General features: G+C 58.8%; 23 protein-coding genes, 1 tRNA gene and 1 pseudogene. 5 read left to right on the plus strand and 20 right to left on the minus strand.

Annotation, left to right across the window (positions count from 1 at the left end):
- Positions 1–86: 86 nt before the first annotated feature.
- The 18 genes from nadA to EGJ27_RS08420 form a co-directional block, all read right to left on the minus strand.
- Complete coding sequence (gene nadA / locus EGJ27_RS08335) at positions 87–1,145, minus strand: quinolinate synthase NadA (RefSeq protein WP_125830259.1); 1,059 nt, start codon at positions 1,143–1,145, stop codon at positions 87–89.
- A 359-nt stretch (positions 1,146–1,504) separates the two neighbouring features.
- Positions 1,505–1,580 (minus strand) — tRNA-Lys (locus tag EGJ27_RS08340).
- Positions 1,581–1,643: 63 nt separating this feature from the next.
- Positions 1,644–2,333 (minus strand): 7-cyano-7-deazaguanine synthase QueC, encoded by a 690-nt coding sequence (queC, locus tag EGJ27_RS08345; protein ID WP_125830260.1) that lies wholly within the window; start codon positions 2,331–2,333, stop codon positions 1,644–1,646.
- Position 2,334: 1 nt separating this feature from the next.
- The gene (gene queE, locus EGJ27_RS08350) at positions 2,335–2,982 is read right to left on the minus strand and encodes a 7-carboxy-7-deazaguanine synthase QueE (protein WP_125830261.1); all 648 of its coding nucleotides are present in this window, start codon (positions 2,980–2,982) and stop codon (positions 2,335–2,337) included.
- A gap of 171 nt (positions 2,983–3,153) precedes the next feature.
- The gene (gene ybgF, locus EGJ27_RS08355) at positions 3,154–3,969 is read right to left on the minus strand and encodes a tol-pal system protein YbgF (protein ID WP_125830262.1); all 816 of its coding nucleotides are present in this window, start codon (positions 3,967–3,969) and stop codon (positions 3,154–3,156) included.
- Between the two features lie 6 nt (positions 3,970–3,975).
- Positions 3,976–4,473, minus strand: coding sequence for a peptidoglycan-associated lipoprotein Pal (pal, locus tag EGJ27_RS08360; protein ID WP_025994450.1), 498 nt, complete (start codon positions 4,471–4,473; stop codon positions 3,976–3,978).
- A gap of 51 nt (positions 4,474–4,524) precedes the next feature.
- Positions 4,525–5,775, minus strand: a complete 1,251-nt coding sequence (gene tolB / locus EGJ27_RS08365) for a Tol-Pal system beta propeller repeat protein TolB (RefSeq protein ID WP_256672714.1) — start codon at positions 5,773–5,775, stop codon at positions 4,525–4,527.
- A 47-nt stretch (positions 5,776–5,822) separates the two neighbouring features.
- Entirely contained in the window at positions 5,823–6,884 is a 1,062-nt protein-coding gene (tolA, locus tag EGJ27_RS08370; RefSeq protein ID WP_125830264.1) for a cell envelope integrity protein TolA, read from the minus strand.
- Positions 6,884–7,348 (minus strand): protein TolR, encoded by a 465-nt coding sequence (gene tolR / locus EGJ27_RS08375; RefSeq protein WP_125830265.1) that lies wholly within the window; start codon positions 7,346–7,348, stop codon positions 6,884–6,886. Before tolR ends, tolA begins: the two co-directional genes overlap by 1 nt.
- 14 nt (positions 7,349–7,362) lie before the next feature.
- A complete protein-coding gene (tolQ, locus tag EGJ27_RS08380) occupies positions 7,363–8,058 on the minus strand; it encodes a protein TolQ (protein ID WP_125830266.1) in 696 nt (231 codons plus the stop codon).
- Positions 8,048–8,515, minus strand: a complete 468-nt coding sequence (gene ybgC, locus EGJ27_RS08385) for a tol-pal system-associated acyl-CoA thioesterase (protein ID WP_125830267.1) — start codon at positions 8,513–8,515, stop codon at positions 8,048–8,050. Before ybgC ends, tolQ begins: the two co-directional genes overlap by 11 nt.
- 132 nt (positions 8,516–8,647) lie before the next feature.
- On the minus strand, positions 8,648–9,709 hold the full coding sequence (gene ruvB, locus EGJ27_RS08390) for a Holliday junction branch migration DNA helicase RuvB (RefSeq protein ID WP_125830268.1): 1,062 nt from the start codon (positions 9,707–9,709) through the stop codon (positions 8,648–8,650).
- Positions 9,710–10,318 (minus strand): Holliday junction branch migration protein RuvA, encoded by a 609-nt coding sequence (gene ruvA / locus EGJ27_RS08395; protein ID WP_125830269.1) that lies wholly within the window; start codon positions 10,316–10,318, stop codon positions 9,710–9,712.
- Between the two features lie 106 nt (positions 10,319–10,424).
- The gene (gene ruvC / locus EGJ27_RS08400; protein ID WP_125830270.1) at positions 10,425–10,949 is read right to left on the minus strand and encodes a crossover junction endodeoxyribonuclease RuvC; all 525 of its coding nucleotides are present in this window, start codon (positions 10,947–10,949) and stop codon (positions 10,425–10,427) included.
- Between the two features lie 128 nt (positions 10,950–11,077).
- Complete coding sequence (locus EGJ27_RS08405; RefSeq protein WP_125830271.1) at positions 11,078–11,824, minus strand: YebC/PmpR family DNA-binding transcriptional regulator; 747 nt, start codon at positions 11,822–11,824, stop codon at positions 11,078–11,080.
- A gap of 117 nt (positions 11,825–11,941) precedes the next feature.
- Positions 11,942–13,717, minus strand: a complete 1,776-nt coding sequence (aspS, locus tag EGJ27_RS08410; RefSeq protein WP_125830272.1) for an aspartate--tRNA ligase — start codon at positions 13,715–13,717, stop codon at positions 11,942–11,944.
- Between the two features lie 291 nt (positions 13,718–14,008).
- Positions 14,009–14,350, minus strand: a complete 342-nt coding sequence (locus EGJ27_RS08415) for a ribbon-helix-helix domain-containing protein (RefSeq protein WP_177522982.1) — start codon at positions 14,348–14,350, stop codon at positions 14,009–14,011.
- Between the two features lie 350 nt (positions 14,351–14,700).
- Complete coding sequence (locus EGJ27_RS08420) at positions 14,701–15,174, minus strand: Dps family protein (protein ID WP_125830274.1); 474 nt, start codon at positions 15,172–15,174, stop codon at positions 14,701–14,703.
- Between the two features lie 460 nt (positions 15,175–15,634).
- Between EGJ27_RS08420 and EGJ27_RS25290 the strand changes: the two are divergent.
- Together EGJ27_RS25290 and EGJ27_RS25295 are read left to right on the plus strand one after the other, a co-directional pair.
- Positions 15,635–15,913, plus strand: a pseudogene (locus EGJ27_RS25290) (cold shock domain-containing protein membrane protein); the annotation flags it as partial.
- Positions 15,914–16,018: 105 nt separating this feature from the next.
- Positions 16,019–16,240 (plus strand): cold shock domain-containing protein, encoded by a 222-nt coding sequence (locus tag EGJ27_RS25295; RefSeq protein ID WP_004667445.1) that lies wholly within the window; start codon positions 16,019–16,021, stop codon positions 16,238–16,240.
- 55 nt (positions 16,241–16,295) lie between these two features.
- On the opposite strand, the gene EGJ27_RS08435 is transcribed toward EGJ27_RS25295, so the two are convergent.
- Both EGJ27_RS08435 and EGJ27_RS08440 read right to left on the minus strand, forming a co-directional pair.
- Positions 16,296–16,502, minus strand: a complete 207-nt coding sequence (locus EGJ27_RS08435; RefSeq protein WP_125830275.1) for a SlyX family protein — start codon at positions 16,500–16,502, stop codon at positions 16,296–16,298.
- Between the two features lie 5 nt (positions 16,503–16,507).
- The gene (locus EGJ27_RS08440) at positions 16,508–16,930 is read right to left on the minus strand and encodes an HIT domain-containing protein (RefSeq protein WP_125830712.1); all 423 of its coding nucleotides are present in this window, start codon (positions 16,928–16,930) and stop codon (positions 16,508–16,510) included.
- Positions 16,931–17,782: 852 nt separating this feature from the next.
- Between EGJ27_RS08440 and EGJ27_RS08445 the strand changes: the two genes are divergently transcribed.
- From EGJ27_RS08445 to EGJ27_RS08455, 3 genes are all read left to right on the plus strand, one after another.
- On the plus strand, positions 17,783–19,126 hold the full coding sequence (locus tag EGJ27_RS08445) for an OprD family porin (protein WP_125830276.1): 1,344 nt from the start codon (positions 17,783–17,785) through the stop codon (positions 19,124–19,126).
- A gap of 171 nt (positions 19,127–19,297) precedes the next feature.
- On the plus strand, positions 19,298–21,013 hold the full coding sequence (locus EGJ27_RS08450; protein ID WP_125830277.1) for a proline--tRNA ligase: 1,716 nt from the start codon (positions 19,298–19,300) through the stop codon (positions 21,011–21,013).
- A gap of 71 nt (positions 21,014–21,084) precedes the next feature.
- On the plus strand, positions 21,085–22,035 hold the full coding sequence (locus tag EGJ27_RS08455) for a hypothetical protein (RefSeq protein WP_125830278.1): 951 nt from the start codon (positions 21,085–21,087) through the stop codon (positions 22,033–22,035).
- The last annotated feature ends 10 nt before the right edge of the window (positions 22,036–22,045 follow it).

The raw sequence follows: 22,045 nt of genomic DNA on the forward strand, positions 1-22,045 counted from the left end.
GCACGCTCGCCGCGAAGGCGGGGTGTCAGGCCGCACACCTGCGGCGGATGCACCACACTCTTCGCGCTTCGCGGACAAGTCCGCTCCTACGCATTCCCCGCCTGACGCAGGCGTGCAGCCTGGGTGAAGTCGAGCATACGCTGCAACGGGCGCACTGCCTGGGGAATCAGCGCCGGGTCGACGAAGATCTCGTTACTGCCCTCTCTAAGGCACTGCAAGGTGCGCTCAAGCGTATTCATCGCCATCCACGGGCAATGCGCGCAACTGCGGCATGCTGCGCCGTTACCGGCCGTGGGCGCTTCGATGAAGATCTTGTCCGGGCACAGCTGCTGCATCTTGTAGAAAATGCCGCGATCGGTCGCCACGATGAACGTCTTGTTCGGCATGCGCTGCGCGGCAGCGATGATCTGACTGGTGGACCCTACGGCATCGGCCAGCTCAATCACCGACTCCGGCGATTCCGGATGCACCAGCACTGCCGCTTCGGGATACAGCGCCTTCATGTCTTCAAGCTGCTTGGACTTGAACTCTTCATGGACGATGCAGGCACCGTCCCACAGCAGCATGTCAGCGCCCGTCTGCCGTTGAATGTAGCGCCCCAGATGTTTATCCGGCGCCCAGATGATCTTCTCGCCGTTATCCATCAGGCTCTCGACGATTTCCAGCGCACAGCCTGAGGTCACCACCCAGTCGGCACGCGCTTTCACGGCGGCCGAGGTATTGGCATAGACCACCACGGTGCGCTCCGGGTGCTGATCGCAGAACGCCGAGAACTCATCGACCGGGCAACCGACATCGAGCGAACAGGTCGCCTCCAGAGTCGGCATGAGTACCCGCTTTTCCGGATTCAGAATCTTGGCAGTCTCGCCCATGAACCGAACACCGGCCACCAGAACGGTTTTCGCCGAATGGTTATTGCTGAAGCGCGCCATCTCCAGCGAATCAGACACACAACCGCCTGTCTCCTCAGCCAGGGCCTGGATAACCGGATCACAGTAGTAATGGGCAACCAGCACCGCGTCCTGCTTTTTGAGCTCAGCGGCGATTTCAGCGCGGTAATGCGCCTGTTCTGCGGGACTCAACGCCTTGGGCTGCTTGGCATCGAGGTGCGCCTGCACCAGAAAGCGTTCGGAAATCTGCGTCATGTTAGCGAGACCTGAAGGCGCCAAAGCGCGAAAGGCAAGTTTACACCCGTTGGGCAGGCGTTAAAAAAGCCGGGAGGCCTCACTCGCGGTGGGCCTTCCAGCTTCAAGTACGTGCCTGGCAGCTCATCATCCACGCTGTCCAAATACTGGCCAACATGCATCATGCGCTGCGTCAGAAGGCGTGCGGATTTTACCGCTAACCGACCCAATTGACACAAATTTTTAGTGCGCCAGGCATCAATGAGAACGGTTATCAACCGACACCACTTAGACATGCCATGACCCGAATTCAACGCAAAAAAAAGCTGGAGTCCACATCTTCATGTGGCCTTCCAGCTTTTTTTGTACCGCTTCAAATATGGTGGGTCGTGTGGGATTCGAACCTACGACCAATTGGTTAAAAGCCAACTGCTCTACCAACTGAGCTAACGACCCTCTGTTGTGTGGCGCGTATATTACTGATTTTTATCAGTTATTCAACACCTTTTTTTAAATATTTCAAAAATAACGTGTTGGGTCCGAAACACCGGCATGGGCAAAGCCTTCGGCACGCAGGCGGCAACTGTCGCATTTACCGCATGCACGGCCTTGGTCATCGGCCTGATAGCAGGAAACGGTCAGCGCGTAATCGACGCCCAACGCCGTACCGGCGCGAACGATGTCGGCTTTGCTGAGGTTCTGCAAAGGCGCGCGAATGGTGAAGCCCTGCCCTTCTACACCGGCCTTGGTCGCCAGATTGGCCATGCGCTCGAACGACTCGACGAATTCGGGACGGCAATCGGGATAGCCGGAATAGTCCACTGCGTTGACGCCGATAAAGATGTCCCGGGCGCCGAGCACCTCTGCCCAGCCCAGAGCCAGAGCCAGAAATACCGTGTTGCGGGCCGGAACGTAGGTAACCGGGATGCCTTCGGTCGGCGCCTCTGGTACGGCGATGGAGCTGTCGGTCAGCGCGGAGCCACCGATGCCGTTGAGATTCAGGCCGATTACCTTGTGCTCGACAACGCCCAGATCACCCGCCACTCGCTCAGCAGCCTGCAGTTCGGCGCGGTGACGCTGGCCGTAGTCAAAGCTCATCGTGTAGCAGGTGTAACCCTCGGCGCGCGCCATGGCGACGACCGTGGCCGAATCCAGGCCGCCAGACAGCAGGATCACGGCTTTCTTTTCAGTAGTGTTCAAATCAGTCATTTCAGCGCCCCGGCTCGTCGTCCCAAAGATATTTATGCAGCTGCATTTGCAGGCGGACCGGCAGATTGTCGGCCACTATCCAGTCAGCCAGATCCCGCGCCTTGAGTTGATGATGACTGGCGGAAAACAGGACTTCGCCTGCACGTCGGTCAAGGCCGTACTGGATGAGCTTGGAAACGGCCCAGTCGTAATCATCCCGCGAACAGATCACGAACTTGACCTGATCATTTGGCGTGAGCAGATCCAGGTTCTCATAGCGGTTGCGAGAGACCTCCTCGGAGCCGGGGGTCTTGAGGTCCACCACGCGGCTGACCCGCGGGTCTACGGCCGAGATATCGAGGGCGCCACTGGTTTCGAGGGAAACCTGGTAGCCGGCATCGCACAGCCGCTGGAGCAACGGGATCGCATTGGGCTGGGCCAGCGGCTCACCGCCGGTCACGCAGACGTAGCGAGGACGGTAGGCAGCGACCTGCCCGACGATATCGTCCAGCGTCTGGACGGTCCCACCGCTGAACGCGTAGGCGCTGTCGCAGTACTGACAGCGCAGCGGGCAACCTGTAAGACGCACGAATACGGTCGGCAGGCCGGCAGTGCGGGTCTCACCCTGCAAAGAGTGAAATATTTCGGTGATACGTAATGTTTGTTGCATATGGGCCACGGGCGTAACAGCTAGACAGGCCGTCCGCCTCCGTCAGGCACTTCAAGTGCACCCTGCGCTCGCAGAATCCAGAGAAGCGTAATAGTTACCGGAATTTCGGGTGCGGGATTCTAACGAAAAAAGCCGCGACTAGCGCGGCTTTCTTGAGTTTCAGGCTGGGCACTACAGACGCTGGAGGTCGCGCTGTGCCAGCTGAGCGGCAGATGTACCCGGATACTGGGCCACGACCTGCTGCAGAATACCTTTCACCTTGTCGTTGTGACCGAGGCGGCGCTCGACGTCAGCCAGCTTGTACAGCGAATCAGGCACTTTTGCGTGCTTGGGGTACTGCTGACTCACCTTGGCAAAGGCTTGGCCGGCACCTTGAAGGTCGCCCTTGGCCAGATTCACCTCGCCCAGCCAGTACTGGGCATTGCCCGCGTACGAACTGTTGGGGTACTTGCGCAGGAAAGCGGTGAAGGCCTGACTGGCCTTGTCGAAATCCTTTGCCTTGATCAGGTCGAAGGCCGCTTCGTAGTAAAGCTTTTCCTTCGCCGGATCAGCAGGCTCGGTGCCTGCTGTCGGCGCCTGGGCCGCTGGGGCCGAAGGCGTCCCGCTGGCGTCAACAGCGCCACCAGAGGGTTGAGAATTATTGCTAGCCGAAGCAGCAGCGCCGCTGGCTATGCGTTGGTCGAGTTCCTGGTAACGCTCCAGTGCTTCCTGCTTCATGCGCTGGATATCGTTTTGCTGGACTTCCACCATACCGCGCAAACGCGCGATTTCTTCCTGCATTTGTTGCAGCTGCATGAACAGCTGACCCTGTGCCGAGGCAGGGGCCGTAACCCCTCCCCCGGCATAGGCGCCGGACGTGCCATAACCCGCTGGCGGATAACTGCTGCTGCCAGAGCCAGAATTGTCATCGACCACAGGTACCGCGCCCCACGCTGTAAGCGGGAGGGCGAGGGCCAAAACGGTTAGAGCACGTCGGCACGTTCGCATGTCGAATTACTTACGCAGTTCGACGCGACGGTTTTGAGCCCAGGACTGCTCGTCGTTGCCGGTAGCAACTGGACGCTCTTCGCCGTAGGAAACCAGTTCCAGCTGAGCTGGGGAAACACCTTGCAGTACCAGGTAACGCTGAACGGCTTTCGCACGACGCTCGCCCAGTGCCATGTTGTACTCACGAGTACCACGTTCGTCGGTGTTGCCTTCCAGAACAACGCGAGCGCCGTTGGATTTCAGGTCTTTTGCATGAACGTCCAGGGAGCGCATGGCTTCTGGCTTCAGGTCCGAGCTGTCGTATTCGAAGTAGAACGTGGTGATAGCGCGCAGAGCAGCTTCTTCGCTCAGGCTGCCATCAACAGCGCCAGTGTTGGCACCGTAACCAGCGTTAGGATCGACAGCGCCAGCGCCGGCGTTATCGCCGCCTTTGGACGAGCAACCTACAGCTACAGCCATGGCCAGAGCCAGGGCAGCAAATTTACCAAACTTCAGCATTTCCATTTGAAACTCCTAATGAACCCCAGTGTGTTAAGCAAATCTTGTAGCGCCGCGTCAGTTCAGGTAAGGGGACCAGGACGGTTCTCTGACTTCGCCTTGTGCGGTAGGAAGCGGGAGCCTTACGCGTCCATTAATGGACACGAGCATCAAGACTCCCCGGCCCTGCTGGCGGGTGGCGTAGATTACCATGGTGCCGTTGGGCGCAACAGTAGGCGACTCATCAAGGTTGCTATCAGTCAGGATCTTTACATTACCGCGAGCCAGATCCTGCACTGCAACCTTGAAGTTAGTGAAGCCTTCCTGTCGGTGAATCATTACCAGCGTCTTTTCATCGGCCGATAATTTCGGGTTGGCGTTGTAGTTGCCTACAAACGTGACGCGCTCGGCACCACCGCCATTGATATTGGTCTTGTAGATCTGTGGCTTGCCACCGCGGTCCGACGTGAAGTACAGCGTCGAACCGTCTTTACCGAAGAAAGGTTCGGTATCGATGGAAGAATCATTGGTGACACGACTCAACTGACGCGAACCAAGATTGATGACATAGATTTCCGGATTGCCATCTTTCGACAATACGAAAGCCAGCTTCGATCCATCGGGCGACCACGCAGGGGCACCATTGAGGCCTTCGAAGTTGGTGATCTGTTCACGGCGGCCGGTATCGATGTGCTGAACGAAGATGCGCGGGCGGCGCTGTTCGAACGAAACATAGGCGATACGCTTGCCGTCCGGCGCGAAACGTGGCGACAGGATCGGCTCACGCGACTGCAACAGCGTTACCGCACGGGCACCGTCGTAATCCGAACGCTGCAGGGTGTAACGGGTGTTGCTCTCGGAAAAACGCTCGGCGGTCACGTACAGCATGCGAGTCGAGAACGCGCCCTTGATGCCGGTCAGCTTCTCGAACGACTGGTCAGAGATGTAGTGCGCCATGTCGCGCAGCTGGTCAGTCGTGCCCGAGACGTTACCGGTCAGCACCTGCTGCTCGGTGGCAACGTTGAACAGTGCGTATTGAATCTGCAGGCGACCGCCCGCAGGCACGATATTACCCACCATCACGTACTGCGCACCCAGCGCTTTCCAGTCGCGGAAAATGACTTCGCTGGCCTGGGCCGGCAAGCTGATCATGTTCTGCTTTGGAATCGGCGCGTAGTAACCCGAGTTGCGCAGGTCGTTGCCGATGATTTCCGACATGTCTTCGGGCAGCACGTTGCCGCCCTGCCAACCGAACGGCACGACAGCAATGGGGGTAGCACGGTCACTGCCGCTGGTGACCAGAATGTTCTTCTCTTCTGCGGCGACCATTCCGGCTGCACAGCAAAGAACGACTAGCAGTCCTCGAAAAAGGTTGATCACAAGGCTAGATCTCCAGGTGTGAATGTCATCTTGAATGAACGATAGGGAGCGAAGTCAGCCGGCTTCAGACCCTGCATTTCTGTCAAACGTCCAATGTTCTTCACCGCTGCAACCGCAGAGCTGTCGAACGGTCCGTCGCCACTGGACTTGGAAACCGATACCGATGCGATGGTGCCATCCGGCAGCATCCCGATCTGCAACGTTACCGACATGTTGTTACGCGCCGACGGCGGACGGCTCCAGCCTTCCGATGCCCTGACACGAATCAGATCATCGAAACTGCCTGCGGTCTCATCGCCCAGCTCGTCTGCCAGAGCCTGTTGCCGTTCCGGCTTATCGGAAAGCAAATCGGCCAGTGCCTGCGCCTTCTTGTCTTCTGCAGATTTGCGTGCAGCTTCCTGCGCCTTCTTGGCGGAGTCGGCAGCGGCTTTTTTCTTGGCGTCTTCGGCAGCCTTTTTCTTCGCATCCTCGGCCGCTTTTTTCTTGGCTTCATCGGCAGCCTGTTTCTTGGCTTCCTCGGCAGCGGCTTTCTTTGCGTCTTCCTCGGCTTTCTTCTTCGCTTCGTCTTCAGCTTTTTTCTTGGCGATATCGGCGAGCTGTTTCTCTTCGGCCTTTTTCGCGTCAGCCACCTTCTTGGCTTCGTCGGCTTTCTTGGCGTCGTCAGCCTTCCTGGCTTCCTCGGCTTTCTGTTCTGCCTTCTTGGCGTCAGCGGCCGCTTTCTGTTCTTCGGCCTTTTGAGCCGCTTCTTCTTTCTTTTGTTCCGCAGCCTTTACGGCTTCCTGCTCGATCTTCTTCTGTTCCAGCTGCTCGACTTCCGTCTGGCGTGCTGCAGTTTTTTTCGCCTCACCGGCAATCTTCTGGTTGGTCTGAGTCGTGGCCTGGCTCTTGGACTTGAGCTGGTAGAGCGTCGCCTGAACGATAGGCTTGGCTTCAGGCAGATCCGGAGTCATGGCAAAGCTGACGAACAGCAGGCCAAAAATCAGGATGTGCAACGCCACGGCCCAGACACCGGGCCAGAAGTAGCTCTCCGAGGCGGACGGCTCTCGAATCGGCTGCATCAGGGTGCCTCGGTAATCAGACCAACATTGCCGACTCCGGCCTTCTGCAACCCGCCCATCGTGCCCATGACAGAGCCGTAATCCACGGTCTTGTCGCCACGAATGAACACCTGCGTCTGCTTGCCCGCATCACGACCGGCAGCGACGATCTTGGTCACCGCCGAGGTCAGTTGCGGCAGGGTCATTGCCTTGTCCATCTGCTTGTCGGTATCGACTTCGCTGCCAAGGTTCCAGTAGTAGGTCTTGTCAGCCTTGATCGAAATGGTCAGAACCTGGTTGTTGTTGTCCTGCGGCAAGGCCTCGCTGGAGACCTTGGGCAAATCGACCTTCACGCCCTGGTTGATCATGGGAGCCGTGACCATGAAGATGACCAGCAGCACCAACATCACGTCGATGTACGGCACCACGTTCATTTCGGCGACCGGCTTGCGTTTCTTGCGACGATCTCGAGCGATTAAAGCCATGGGGAATTACCTGCTCACTCTTCGCTGGTATGCACTTTACGGTGCAGGATGGCCTGGAACTCGTCAGCGAAGGTGTAGTAACGGCTGATCAGCGTTTCGCTGCGAGCGGAGAAGCGGTTGTAACAGATCACCGCCGGAATGGCCGCGAACAGGCCGATAGCGGTAGCGATCAGAGCTTCCGCAATACCCGGAGCAACGGTTGCCAGGGTGGCTTGCTGCGCAGTAGCCAGACCACGGAAGGAGTTCATGATCCCCCAGACGGTACCGAACAGGCCGATGTACGGACTGGTGGAACCCACGGTGGCCAGGAACGGCAGGCCGGTTTCGAGTTTTTCTTCCTCACGGGAGATGGCGACACGCATGGCACGGGCCACGCCTTCCATCACCGCATCCGGATCGACGCCTGCCTGCTGGCGCAGACGGGAGAATTCCTTGAAGCCGGCACGGAAGATCTGCTCCACGCCGGAGTCCGGATCCGGGTTGCTGCCGGCCTGACGATACAGCTTGGACAGGTCGATACCCGACCAGAAACGCTCCTCGAAGCTGTCCAGTGCACGCCGACCTGCACGCAGCATGTTGCTGCGCTGAAAAATCATGACCCATGAGGCGACTGAGGCTGCCACCAGAATCAGCATCACCAACTGAACAACAATGCTGGCATTGCTGACCAAACTCCACATGGAGGAATGGTCGACGACGTTAGCTTCCACGCTTTATCTCCTGCTCTGAAAGTGTGCCCGCACCGCCCTGGTCGGCAAAGGCCGCACGCAAGGCTTCGGGAATGGCCCGGGGTTTCATACTATCGGCGCGTACACACGCCACTAAAAACTGCCCCTCACAGAGCAATGTTGCATCCGAAGCCCGCCTGATCTGCTGTTTGAAGCGCAGGCTGACCCGGTTCAATTCGATGACATCCGCGCTGACCAGCAGTTCGTCATCCAGCCGCGCAGGCTTGTGATAACGAGCTTCACTGGAATGCACGACGAACAGCAGGTTCTCCTGCGCCAGCTCAGACTGGGCAAAACCCAGTTCGCGCAGCCGCTCGGTTCGAGCCCGCTCCATGAATTTCAGGTAGTTGACGTAGTAAACGATGCCGCCGGCATCGGTGTCTTCGTAATAAACGCGACAGCGATGTGCGAACGACTGGTCCCCGTTTTGCGCGCGCATACTCTAGTGCTTACTCCTCAGGTTGCCAATCGGGTGAGGCAACTGTTTTTCAACCATTTACAGCCAATCAGGTGTCTCGGCGTCGAGACTGGCATTCTGACCACGCAAACCCGGAATAAGTCGATCGCAAGGCTACTGATCGGCTGTGCCATTCACAAGATCCTCGGCGACGGGCATGTCTCCCATTCTTGAAGGAATATTCAGCCCGAAATGCAGGTACGCGTGCCTTGTCACCACGCGCCCGCGAGGCGTGCGCATGATGTAGCCCTGCTGGATCAGATAGGGTTCCAGCACGTCTTCAATGGTGTGCCGCTCCTCGCTGATGGCCGCCGCCAGGCTGTCGACTCCGACAGGCCCGCCGTCGAACTTTTCGATCATGGTCAATAGCAGCCGCCGGTCCTGATGATCGAAGCCGTGTTCGTCCACGTCGAGCAGGTTCAAAGCCTTGTCCGCGGTCTGCCGGGTAATCTGCCCATTGCCGCGCACTTCAGCGAAATCCCGCACCCTGCGCAGCAAACGGTTGGCGATACGTGGCGTGCCACGGGCACGACGGGCGATTTCGAATGCACCTTCAGGCTCGATCACCAGCCCCAGGATTCCAGCCGAGCGTGTAACGATGGTCGACAGGTCGGCGATGCTGTAAAACTCCAGGCGCTGAACAATGCCGAAGCGGTCGCGCAGCGGGTTGGTGAGCATTCCGGCACGGGTCGTGGCACCCACCAGGGTGAACGGTGGCAGATCCAGCTTGATGGACCGCGCCGCCGGGCCTTCACCGATCATGATGTCGAGCTGGAAATCCTCCATCGCCGGGTACAGCACTTCCTCGACGATGGGCGAGAGCCGGTGGATCTCGTCGATGAACAGCACGTCATTGGGTTCGAGATTGGTCAGGATCGCCGCCAGGTCACCCGGACGCTCCAGCACCGGCCCTGACGTGCTCTTGATCGAGACCGACATTTCCTGGGCGATGATATTGGCCAGGGTGGTCTTGCCCAGCCCCGGCGGGCCGAAGATCAAGGTGTGATCCAGAGATTCGCTGCGAGCACGGGCAGCCTGAATGAACAGTTCCATCTGCTCGCGCACGGTCGGCTGACCGATGTAGTCGGCCAGGCTCAAGGGCCGGATGGCACGGTCCAGTTGCTCTTCTCGGTCACGGCCGTTGCTGGCGGTGATCAGGCGGTCGGCTTCAATCACTTATGCCATCCCCTTCAACGCACGTCGGATCAGATCTGCACTGCTCAAGCCTTTATCCTTGATGGCAGAGACGGCCTTGCTCGCCTCTTGCGGTTTGTAACCCAGGGAAATCAGCGCGCTGACCGCATCAGCCTCGGCGGTCGCCACCGGTTCAAGCGGATTCGGCCCGCTGGAGACCAGCGTAAAGGTTCCAGGCAACGCATCCCAGGCCTTGAAGCGGTCTTTGAGCTCCACCAGCAGGCGCTCGGCAGTCTTCTTGCCGACGCCCGGAACACGGGTCAGCGCCGAGGTATCCTGAGCCTGAACGCAACGCACCAGCTCATCCACCTCCAGCGCCGACATCAGCGCCAGCGCCAGCTTGGGGCCTACGCCGTTCAAGCGAATCAGTTCCCGAAACAGTTCACGGTCGCGTTTTTCATGAAAACCGTACAGCAGATGCGCGTCTTCGCGAACCACCAGATGAGTGAACAAGGTCACTGGTTCACCCACATGAGGCAGCCGATACAACGTGGTCATGGGCACTTCCAGCTCATAGCCGACGCCATTGACGTCCAGCACCAGATGCGGAGGCTGCTTCTCGGCCAGTGAACCGCGTAAACGTCCAATCACGAATCAGATCCTTTCGAATAGCCCGTCGCTCGCGCGACAAGATTGGGCACAATCATTACAGGACATGGCAGACCTGCAAGTAAAAAAATGCGTGCGAATGATGCAGTCAGAGGCGTAACCGCCCGCCGCGACTGCGCGCAGTGTTCAACCCATGGGGAATCAGGCTGGAGCGGGTGTGGGCATGGCACAACGCGATGGCCAGCGCGTCGGAGGCGTCGATCTGCGGCTTCTGCGTCAGTTTCAGCAGATGCATGACCATCATCATCACCTGCTCCTTGTTCGCCCCACCCGTCCCGGCTACCGCCTGCTTGACCTGGGTGGCGGTGTACTCGGCGATCTCCAGCGATTCCTCGGCGCCAGCCACGATGGCCGCACCCCGGGCCTGCCCCAGCTTCAGGGCCGAGTCGGCATTACGCGCCATGAAGACCTTTTCGATCCCCATGGTCACCGGGCCGTAGGTGCTGATGACTTCCCGCACACCGCGATACACGATCTGCAACCGCTCATGCAGCTCGCCACCGCCGGTACGGATGCAACCCGACGCCACGTAGACGCAACCACGCCCGGTATCACGTACAACGCCATAGCCGGTAATTCTCGAACCGGGGTCGATACCTAGAATAAGTGTCATAACGCCTGCAGCTTGAAGATGGGTCTTGTCACAATGAGCGCAGCATAAAGGCAGAAGCCGGAGGCCGATAGCGATGGATGATCATCGCTTCGTGCCTCCGGCCCCGATGTAACCCTTGCAGCTCGCAGTCAGCCGAGCTGCTCCATGACTTCGTCAGGGATTTCCGCGTTGGAATAGACGTTCTGCACGTCATCCAGGTCTTCGAGCATGTCGATCAGCTTGAGTACCTTTTCCGCGGTTTCCAGGTCGAGCACGGCACTGGTGGTCGGCAGCATGACGATCTCGGCGTCGGCCGCCTTGAAGCCGGCAGCCTCCAGGGCATTACGCACCGCGTAGAAGCTGGAGAACGACGTGAACACATCGACGGAACCGTCTTCGTGGCTCACCACGTCATCCGCATCCGCTTCCATGGCCGCTTCGATCAGTGCGTCTTCATCCACGCCGGCGGCAAAGGAGATCTGACCCTTGCGATCGAACAGGTAGGCAACCGACCCATCCGTCCCCAGGTTGCCGCCGCACTTGGTGAATGCATGGCGAACGGCAGCCGCGGTGCGATTGCGGTTGTCGGTCATGGCCTCGACCATCACCGCCACCCCGCCAGGACCATAACCTTCGTAACCCAGCTCGACGACATCATCGCCATCGGAGGCCCCGACGCCGCGCGCCACCGCACGATCAATGGTGTCACGCGTCATGTTGGCACCAAGGGCCTTGTCCAGCGCCAGACGCAGACGAGGGTTGGAGCCCGGGTCGCCGCCGCCCTGACGAGCGGCGACAGTCAGTTCACGAATCCATTTGGTGAAGATCTTGCCTTTCTTGGCATCCTGACGCTCTTTGCGGTGCTTGATGTTCGCCCACTTAGAATGACCTGCCATCTCTTGCTCCAGATTCTTTTGAAACACCTTCACCTTTCGCAGAAACCAGCCTGCAAAAGGCTTCACTCAATTCAAGAACAACATCAGGGCGCGCCGCAGCGACGCGCCCTGCCCGCATCACTCCGGCTTTTGCTGCTCGCGCAGACGGATGTGCAGTTCGCGCAATGCCTTGGCATCGACCACGCCCGGCGCCTGGGTCATGACGTCCGCAGCGCTCTGGGTTTTCGGGAAGGCGATCACTTCACGGATCGACTGGGCGCCGGTCATGAGCATGACCAGACGGTCCAGACCGAACGCCAGGCCACCGTGCGGCGGTGCGCCGTACTTCAGGGCGTCGAGCAGGAAGCCGAACTTCTCCTGCTGCTCGTCTTCGTTGATACCCAGCAGACGGAATACCGCCTGTTGCATTTCCTTGCGATGGATACGAATCGAACCGCCACCCAGCTCGGTGCCGTTGAGCACCATGTCGTAGGCACGGGACAGCGCGGTCGCCGGGTTGGCTTCCAGCTCTTCCGGGGTGCACTTAGGCGCCGTGAACGGGTGGTGCAAGGCGGTGAAGCTGCCGTCGTCGTTCTCTTCGAACATCGGGAAGTCGACGACCCACATCGGCGCCCACTCGCAGGTGTGCAGCTTGAAGTCGTTACCGACCTTGATACGCAGCGCGCCCAGGGCCTCGCTGACGATCTTGGCCTTGTCCGCACCGAAGAACACGATGTCGCCGTCCACCGCACCAACGCGATCGAGGATCACATTGAGGTTGGCTTCCGGGATGTTCTTGACGATAGGCGACTGCAGGCCGTCAACGCCATTGGCGCGTTCGTTGACCTTGATGTACGCCAGGCCCTTGGCACCGTAGATGCCGACGAACTTGGTGTAATCGTCGATCTGCTTGCGCGGCATGCTTGCCCCGCCTGGAACGCGCAGGGCGGCAATGCGGCATTTCGGATCGTTGGCCGGGCCGCTGAACACCTTGAACTCGACATCCTTGAGCTGATCGGCCACGTCAACCAGTTCCAGCGGGTTGCGCAGGTCCGGCTTGTCGGAACCATAACGACGCATGGCTTCTTCGAAGGTCATGTGCGGGAAGTCGCCGAATTCCAGGTCCAGCACTTCCTTGAACAGCTGACGCACCATCTTTTCGGTCAGACCGATGATGTCTTCTTCGTTCAGGAAGCTGGTTTCGATGTCGATCTGAGTGAATTCAGGCTGACGGTCGGCACGCAGGTCTTCGTCGCGGAAGCACTTGGCGATCTGGTAGTAACGGTCGAAGCCGGCCACCATCAGCAGTTGCTTGAACAGCTGGGGCGACTGCGGCAACGCGAAGAAGCTGCCCGGGTGTGTGCGGCTCGGCACCAGGTAGTCGCGAGCACCCTCGGGGGTGGCGCGAGTCAGGATCGGCGTTTCGACGTCCAGGAAACCGTTGTCATCCAGGTAGCGGCGGATGCTGGTGGTGATGCGCGAACGCAGACGCAGCTTCTCGGCCATTTCCGGACGGCGCAGGTCGATGAAGCGATAACGCAGGCGGGTTTCTTCACCGACGTCGGAGAACTCGTTGAGCGGGAATGGCGGAGTCTCGGACTCGTTCAATACTTCCAGCTCGTAGCCCAGCACTTCGATGGCTCCGGAGGCCATGTTGGCGTTGACGGCACCGGCAGGACGCGCACGTACCTTGCCGACAACCTTGACCACATATTCGCTGCGCACACGGTCGGCAGCGGCGAAGGTATCGGCACGGTCGGGATCGAACACCACCTGGGCCATGCCTTCACGGTCGCGAATATCGAGGAAGATAACGCCCCCGTGGTCACGACGACGGTGGACCCATCCGCAAAGGGTAATTTCCTGACCTTCCAGACTCTCGTTCAGTTGGCCGCAATAATGGCTGCGCATCATGATGGTGTTTTCACTTCTCGTAATTCGAAATTCGGTGGGGCTTTCGCTCCTGGCCTGGGCTCAATAGTGCAAGGCACCGGCATACAGTTCAAGCCAGTCCCCGCCCACCCAGAGTCACGCCCGTCAGCAAGGCGAAGGATTATATAGAGTTAATCGCAGCCGTGCAGCCGAACGAACCTATCCAGCCAGGATAAGTTCGTCTCACGGCCCGGCGCCCGGACGCACTGCCCGTGCCGCCGTAATGGCAGGCTCGCTCGGAGGCGAGCCCGCGGAATCGGGGGAAAAATGCAGCTAGGCCTTGCTCAGATCCAGGCAGCCGGCCTTGATCAGATGGGAAACACAGACCACGCGAATCAGACCACTGAAATTCTTCACGCCGCCGTAGCGCAGGTGAACCTCCCGGTCGATATAGGAAAGCACGGCATTGACCGAGCAATTATTGGACTGCGCTATCGCCGACAGAATATTCCAATACACCTTCTCCAGCCGCAGGCAGGTCGCCAGCCCATTGAGCCGGACCGACTTCGAATACGGCTGGGCCAGGTTCATGTTGAAGCCTTCGACAAATGGATCATCACTTATAGCCACACTGCGATTTGAATCTTTTACCCCGCGTTCAACACCTCGAACCATGACAGTACCCTCTGGACAACGTAATTCGATAACTTGAAGGAAACATTTATAAATACATAAATGTAAGCGCTATCAAGCCCGAATATCGAGGCCATATCCAGCAGAGCATGCACGCGAATGTTGTAGGACATAACTACAGTTTACTAAGGAATAGTGCACTACCGCACAGACATACCTGAATATAAAGTTTGCAGGGCGTTTAATATTTATATACTTTTTGAGCACTCGATCGAGCTACTCTTCCACCCAGCCGCAACCGGGGCATGGTCGCTGATCGCAGGGAGCACGCAGACGAAGCGTTGACGCGGCTTCGGGGACGAGCGGCAGTTGATGCCACTCGTCCAGCGAGATTACTTGCTTTCGAGCATCGAACGCAGCATCCATGCAGTTTTTTCATGCACCTGCATACGTTGGGTCAGCAGGTCGGCCGTCGGCTCGTCGCTTACTTTATCCAACAGAGGAAAAATACTACGCGCGGTGCGGACTACAGCTTCCTGACCCTGCACCAGACTTTTGATCATGTCTTCAGCACTTGGTACACCTTCTTCTTCCTTGATGGAAGACAGACGAGCGTAGGTCGAATAAGTGCCCGGCGCCGGAAAACCCAATGCCCGGATACGCTCCGCGATGGAGTCGACCGCCAGTGCCAGCTCGTTGTATTGCTCTTCGAACATCAAGTGGAGCGTGCGGAACATAGGCCCGCTGACATTCCAGTGAAAGTTGTGAGTCTTGAGATACAGCACATAAGTATCCGAAAGCAGGTGCGACAGGCCGTCCACGATCGACTTGCGATCCTCTTCGTTGATACCGATATCGATTGCCATGTTTCATGCCCTTTTTTAATGAGGATTGGAAAGCGGTAACAAGGACTACTCTATCAAGAGATCCCAGGGGGGTGCAGCTTTCTGTGCCCTGAAGGATAAAGATCAGCACATCGATTCAGGAAATTGCCCGAGCGGCGATGGTCCGGCGTCTGCAGCGCACCAGGCCGGCCTTTCGGAAACATCCCTGCCCAAGCGCAGGAAGGCTCTGGATCAGGGGTCTTGGAGCCCCTTTCGGAAGCCGGCCAGGCGCGCCCTGAAAAACACCGCATGCTGCGCATGTACTTGATTTGAGTAGCATCAGGCTTTGCTGTTAAATACACGGCGTGTCATTGCAGGCCTGCCATCCGGCTGCAGTGCGCAGGCCGTCTTTCGCTCGTGCATCGCGCCTTCAATTTTCCAGAAGCGTACCGGGCGTTCCCGGCTTTTTCTTGTGATCCTTCTTACATGTGAGCTTTTTAAAATGTTGAAAATCGTCCACCTGGTAACGGGGGCAGCGGCCTTGCTGCTTTCCTTCATACCCAGCCTGCGCAGTGAAGCGTTTTCGTCCTACCTGCAACAGCCCGATGCGCTTTACCTGGCGTTCTTCGGCCTTCTCAATCTGCTGATCGCTCCAGTGATTCCGCGCTGGCACCGTGGTTCACGCTACAAATTGCAAAATCTTGTCAGTGCCTTGCTTGTCATCGCCGTCGTCGCCCAGACGCTGACCCTGCTGGTCCCACTGCAGGCCTTCGCCGGCCAGCCGGCAATCATGGTCAGCCTGCTGATCGCGGTGGCCGCGGTGGCGCTGCATCTGGCCATCAGCTTCTACCGTCCGTCCGCCTCGCCTGCCCCACAGAGCCATGACCTGGGCAATCGGGATACCGGCACCGTGAAGTGGTTCAACACGTCCAAGGGTTTCGGCTTCATCTCCCGCGATTCCGGTGACGATATCTTCGTGCACTTTCGTGCTATCCGCGGCGAAGGCCACCGGGTTCTCGTCGAGGGTCAGCGTGTCGAATTCTCGGTCATGAACCGTGACAAAGGCCTGCAAGCCGAAGACGTGATTGCGGCGTTGCCACGTCGCTGATCCGCTTCACCGATAAAAAAACCGCGGCCTCAGGGTCGCGGTTTTTTTATGCCGGTCAGTAATGCGGTGGCGGAACATCTTCTTCGAAGGTCTCGAACTGATTGCCGATTTCCTCCTGCCGCTTGAGCATTGCCGCCATTTGCTGTTGCAGGTAATCCAGCTCGCGACGCTGAATCACCAGTACATCGTTCAATGCCTGGATCGTATCGTCCTGAAAAGCCAGACGACTCTCCAGTTCCATGACTCGCTCATCTAGGCTCATGGTGGTTACCCCTCAAACCGAAAATCATCACTCAAAACCTGCTTCAACTTTTCCCTGATTGCCTCCAGTTGCTCGTCCGTATAAGGAACGGCTGGATGCCTGCCCCACACCGGCGCAGGCCATGCAATGTCGTCACGCCTACGGACGATGACATGCATATGGAGCTGGCTGACCACGTTACCCAATGCCGCCACGTTGAGCTTGTCAGCGTCGAAGACCTCCTTGAGCCGCTCAGCCAGGACGGTGGTCTCCTGCCAGAGCCGCAGCTGATCGACCGGCTCGAGCTGGAATACCTCACTGATGTCGGCACGACGCGGCACCAGAATGAACCAAGGATAGTTGGAATCATTGGAGAGCAGCAGCCGGCAGAGCGGGAAGTCGCCCAGAGGCAGGGTGTCTTGCAAAAGACGCGGATCCAGAACGAACACGATGAAACTCCTGATCAGCAGATGAATGACTGGCGCGCCGCAGCCGGCGGCGCCAGGTAATGCGTCGAAGGATACGCGGGATTGGACCGGCCGACACGCGCGGACCACCGTCGCCACGCGCACCATCCTGTCTCCCCGCCCGCTGCCGCTGCACCGATTTGAGTCTCGCACCGACGCCGAAAACCCTCCCGCCGCATAACCGGCCGTCGCCTGACCGGTTAAAAGATCGGCGATGCATGCTTCTGGAGCCTACAAATGAAGCAGAACGCTCGTGAACGTGCACGACCCCCGCGGCGCTGACCCAAGTTCAGGCACCGTGCATGGCCAGTGCACCAAAACAACCCAATGACCCAGGCCCAGACCGGCCGGGATATCCAAAAATTACCCACATACCCTTGCGGCGGTAACAAACGGTCAGTAACAACCCGTCATTCAGATAAACCCCATGATGCGCAAGCAGACTTTTTTCGAGACAAAACCTGCTGAAAAACAGGGTATTAGCGAAGAGACTCAAGGTAGCGAGTGAATTTTCACGTTTTTTTTCGATTTGGCGGAACTTTGAGCACGCTTGTTGCTATATCACCCACAGATCGGTTCGGCACCTGGCGGAAAACAGGCATTGAACCGGCGAGAATGTCTGGCGGCCCGGCAGAACGCAGGTGCGCTGCAAGCGACCTGAACGCAACCGGTAGCGACACCGCCGTAAAGATTCCGCAAGGATAAAGCTGTAGCAATCGCAACCCTGGTCAGCGTGATATAGATTTTCCGCCGACACAAAAAAGAAAGAGCCGCCCAGATAAAAAAACAGGTGGGACGGCAGAACTCTTCTGAAAAACCAAAGGAGCAATCACGATGAGAGTGATGAAGTGGAGCGCAATCGCACTGGCCGTTACGGCAGCCAGCGTACAACTGGCAACGGCCGCGCCGTTCGTCAGCGATCAAGCTGAAGCCAAGGGCTTTGTCGAGGGCAGCGCCTTTGATCTGAAGCTGCGCAATTACTATTACAACCGTGACAAGAAAGGCGACGGCAACCAGGACGACCGTGACTGGACCCAAGGGCTTTGGGCCAACTTCTCCTCCGGCTACACTCAGGGCACTGTCGGCGTAGGCGTGGATGCATTCGGCTACTTTGGTCTGAAGCTGTGGGGGCCGGACAAGTACTCGGGTTCGGGCAACCTTGTCAGCAGCAGCTCAGGAGCAAACGAAGAGACTCAGGGCAAGGTAGGCGGCGCGGTCAAGTTCCGCGTCTCGAAAACCGAGCTGAAGGTCGGCGACATGCAGCCTACCTCCCCTGTATTCGCGGTCGGCGGTTCCCGCCTGCTGCCACAGACCGCCAGCGGCCTGAGCCTGCAAAGCAGCGAGATCACAGGCCTTGATCTGGAAGCCGGCCATTTCTACTCCGGCACCAGTCAGGACGACACCTCCCACAGCGGCGCCATCTTTGCCAACTATGCCGGCGTCGAAGCTAACAGCGCAGATTTCGTGGGCGGCAAATATGCCATCAGCGACAGCCTGGGTGTTGCGTTCTACGCCGCCAAGCTCGAAGACATCTGGGATCAATACTACGGTAACGTGAACTACGCCCTGCCGTTGAGCGATGACCAGTCGCTGGCTTTCGATGCGAATATCTATCGCACTACGGATGAAGGCAGTGCCGAAGCCGGCTCGATCAGCAACACCACCTGGTCCGGTTCGGTTGCCTACTCGTTCGCAGCAGCGCACACCCTGACCCTGGCCTACCAGAAAGTCCACGGCGACACCCCGTTCGACTACATCGGTATTGGTGATAACAACCGCGGCGGCGACTCGATCTTCCTGAACAACTCGATCCAGTACTCCGACTTCAACGGTCCTGGCGAGAAGTCCTGGCAGATTCGTTACGACCTGAACATGGCGCCCTACGGCGTTCCGGGCCTGAGCTTCATGACCCGCTACATCAAGGGTACCGACATCGACGGCACCAAGGCGCCAACGGACTCTGCGTATCGCAATTCCGAAACCGGCGTCCCGCTTTACGGCGCCGACGGCAGACACCACGAAACCAACTTCGAAGCCAAATACGTGCTTCAGACCGGCCCGGCCAAAGACCTGTCCTTCCGCATCCGTCAAGCCTGGCACCGCGCCAACGCCGATCAGGGCGAAGGCGATGTCAACGAGTTCCGCCTGATCGTCGACTACCCGATTTCGATCCTGTAATCGTCCAGGCAACTCGCTCCATTGAAAAAACCCGGCACTGGCCGGGTTTTTTCTTGCAGCATCAATAACCTGCTGATGCGCCCTGCATGGCCGCCTCGCCCTGTACGCGACCGGCACACCGCCGTACAATGCCGGGTCATTTCCAGTCACAGCAACCGACAACGGCCAACCATGCGCACCAGTCAATTTTTGCTCGCCACACAGAAAGAAACTCCTTCCGATGCGGTAGTGGTCAGCCATCAGCTGATGCTGCGTGCCGGCATGATCCGCAAACTGGCTTCCGGCCTCTACACCTGGCTGCCCATGGGCCTGCGTGTATTGCGCAAGGTAGAAGCCATCGTTCGCCAGGAGATGGACGCTGCCGGCGCGCTCGAAATTCTGATGCCGGGCATCCAGCCTGCCGAGCTCTGGCAGGAATCGGGGCGTTGGGAACAATACGGCCCGGAACTGATGCGCCTGGTCGACCGGCACAGCCGCGAGTTCTGCCTGGGTCCGACCCACGAGGAAGTCATCACCGATCTGGCGCGCAACGAGCTGAACAGCTACAAGCAGCTGCCGATCAACATGTACCAGATCCAGACCAAATTCCGTGACGAGATCCGGCCACGCTTCGGTTTGATGCGCGGTCGCGAATTCATCATGAAGGACGCGTACTCCTTCCACGCCGACCCTGCTTCGCTGCAGGAAACTTACGACCGCATGCATCAGGCATACAGCAACATCTTCACTCGCCTGGGCCTGAAATTTCGCCCGGTCGAGGCGGACAACGGTTCGATCGGCGGTGCAGGTTCCCACGAGTTCCACGTACTGGCCGAATCCGGTGAAGACGACATCGTGTTCAGCGATGCGTCGGACTACGCCGCCAACATCGAGAAGGCCGAAGCCGTGCCGCGCGAGACGTCGCGGCCTGCACCGACCGAAGAGCTGCGCCTGGTCGATACCCCGGACGCCAAGACCATCGCCCAACTGGTCGAAGGTTATGGCCTGCCGATCGAGAAGACCGTCAAGACGCTGATCGTCCATGCAGCCGAAGAAGGCAAGCTGATCGCGTTGATCGTGCGTGGCGATCACGAACTCAATGAAATCAAGGCCTCCAAACTGGAGCAGGTCGCCAGCCCGCTGGTCATGGCCTCCGATGCCGAGCTGCGCGACGCCATCGGCGCCGGTGCCGGCTCGCTTGGCCCGATCAACCTGCCGTTGCCGTGCATCATCGACCGCTCCGTCGAGCTGATGAGTGACTTCAGCGTAGGCGCCAATGTCGACGACAAGCACTACTTCGGCGTCAACTGGGAACGCGACCTGCCGGTCCCGACCGTTGCCGACCTGCGTAACGTGGTCGCCGGCGACCCGAGCCCGGACGGCAAGGGCACGCTGGAAATCAAGCGCGGCATCGAAGTCGGTCATATCTTCCAGCTGGGTACCAAGTACAGCGAAGCGATGAAGTGCCAGGTGCTGGGCGAGAACGGCAAGCCGGTCAACCTGTCCATGGGCTGCTACGGCATCGGCGTTTCCCGCGTGGTCGCCGCGGCCATCGAGCAGAACAGCGACGAGAACGGCATCATCTGGAATGACACCCTGGCGCCATTCCAGATCGCCCTGGTGCCGCTGCGCTACGAAACCGACGCGGTGCGCGAGGCGACCGACAATCTGTACGCCGAGCTGACTGCCGCCGGTTTCGAAGTGCTGCTCGACGACCGCGACAAGAAAACCAGCCCGGGCATCAAGTTCGCGGACATGGAGCTGATCGGTATTCCGCATCGCATCGTGGTCAGCGACCGCGGCCTGGCCGAAGGCAATCTTGAGTACAAGAGTCGAACCGAGTCGCAACCTCAAGCCATTGCGGTTGCAGACGTGCTGTCGTTCATCAAGGGCCGCGTGAAGCGCTGACCGGCTTGTGCCCCGGCGAACATTCGCCGGGGCACGCCTGTCACCCCGCCCTATCCGCATCAAGAGATCCCATGTTCAAACCAAGCACCTTAACCCTCGGCAGCGTCGTCCTGTGCGGCGCTTTCATGGTCAGCGGTTGTGCCAATCACTTGTCTCAGCGCAGTGAGCATGAAGAGCGCATCGAGCGGAAACTGCTTGAGCACAAGCTGCAGGTCGATCTCGGTGAGCCAAAGACACTGGAGCTGCCGCAGCGTCGCGTGCGGATCCACGAATACAAGTCCTTCGAGGTCACCGACTTCGAAGTAACCCGCCATTACGATCGCTATACGCCTTACCAGCCCTGGCGGGAAATCTACGAGATTCCCCTGGGCGCGGTCGCAGTGGTCGCCGGTGTCGGCGCTAACGTGGTCAATATCATCGCGCTGGGCACTCTTCCGGACAGCGTGACCCGCGACTGGATCAGCTACGGCGTGGCCGGGCTCAATCCTTTCATGAATGCACCGTCCAACGGTCGCGCCCAGCAGAACCTGGCCGGGATCGACGAAGTGCAGACTGACAAGCGCATCGAAAACTCGACGCTGCCGTGGAACGAGCGCCCGGTGCTGGTCAAGGCGGGCAATGAAACCCACGAGTTGAGTACCGACCGTAATGGTGTTCTGCGTGTGAACCTGCTCGACAGCCCGTTCGCCGAACAGGACCTGAGTCGTGTCACTCGTCTTTACATCAACGTGGAAGATGAGCAGGACAACGCGCGTGCCGACGCTAGCCTGCCGGTCAGCCGATCGCTACGGGGCAAGCTGCTGGAAGCCCATGCACTGATCTATGACGATCTGGAAGATGACGAGGTCAGCCAGTGGGTTCATCGGGTCAAGCGCCTCTCGGAGCTGGGGCTGGAAGAACAGGCCAGTGAACTTGAGCAAAGCCTGATCGAACTGACCCGCAACGATCCGCAACTGCAAGCTGAGTTTCTCAAAGCCCTGGCCAAGGATGCCGGTCGACTGGTCGCGCCTTCTGCACAATAAACCCTGACGA

It is taken from the genome of Pseudomonas sp. v388, assembly GCF_003935425.1.
Classification (GTDB): domain Bacteria; phylum Pseudomonadota; class Gammaproteobacteria; order Pseudomonadales; family Pseudomonadaceae; genus Aquipseudomonas.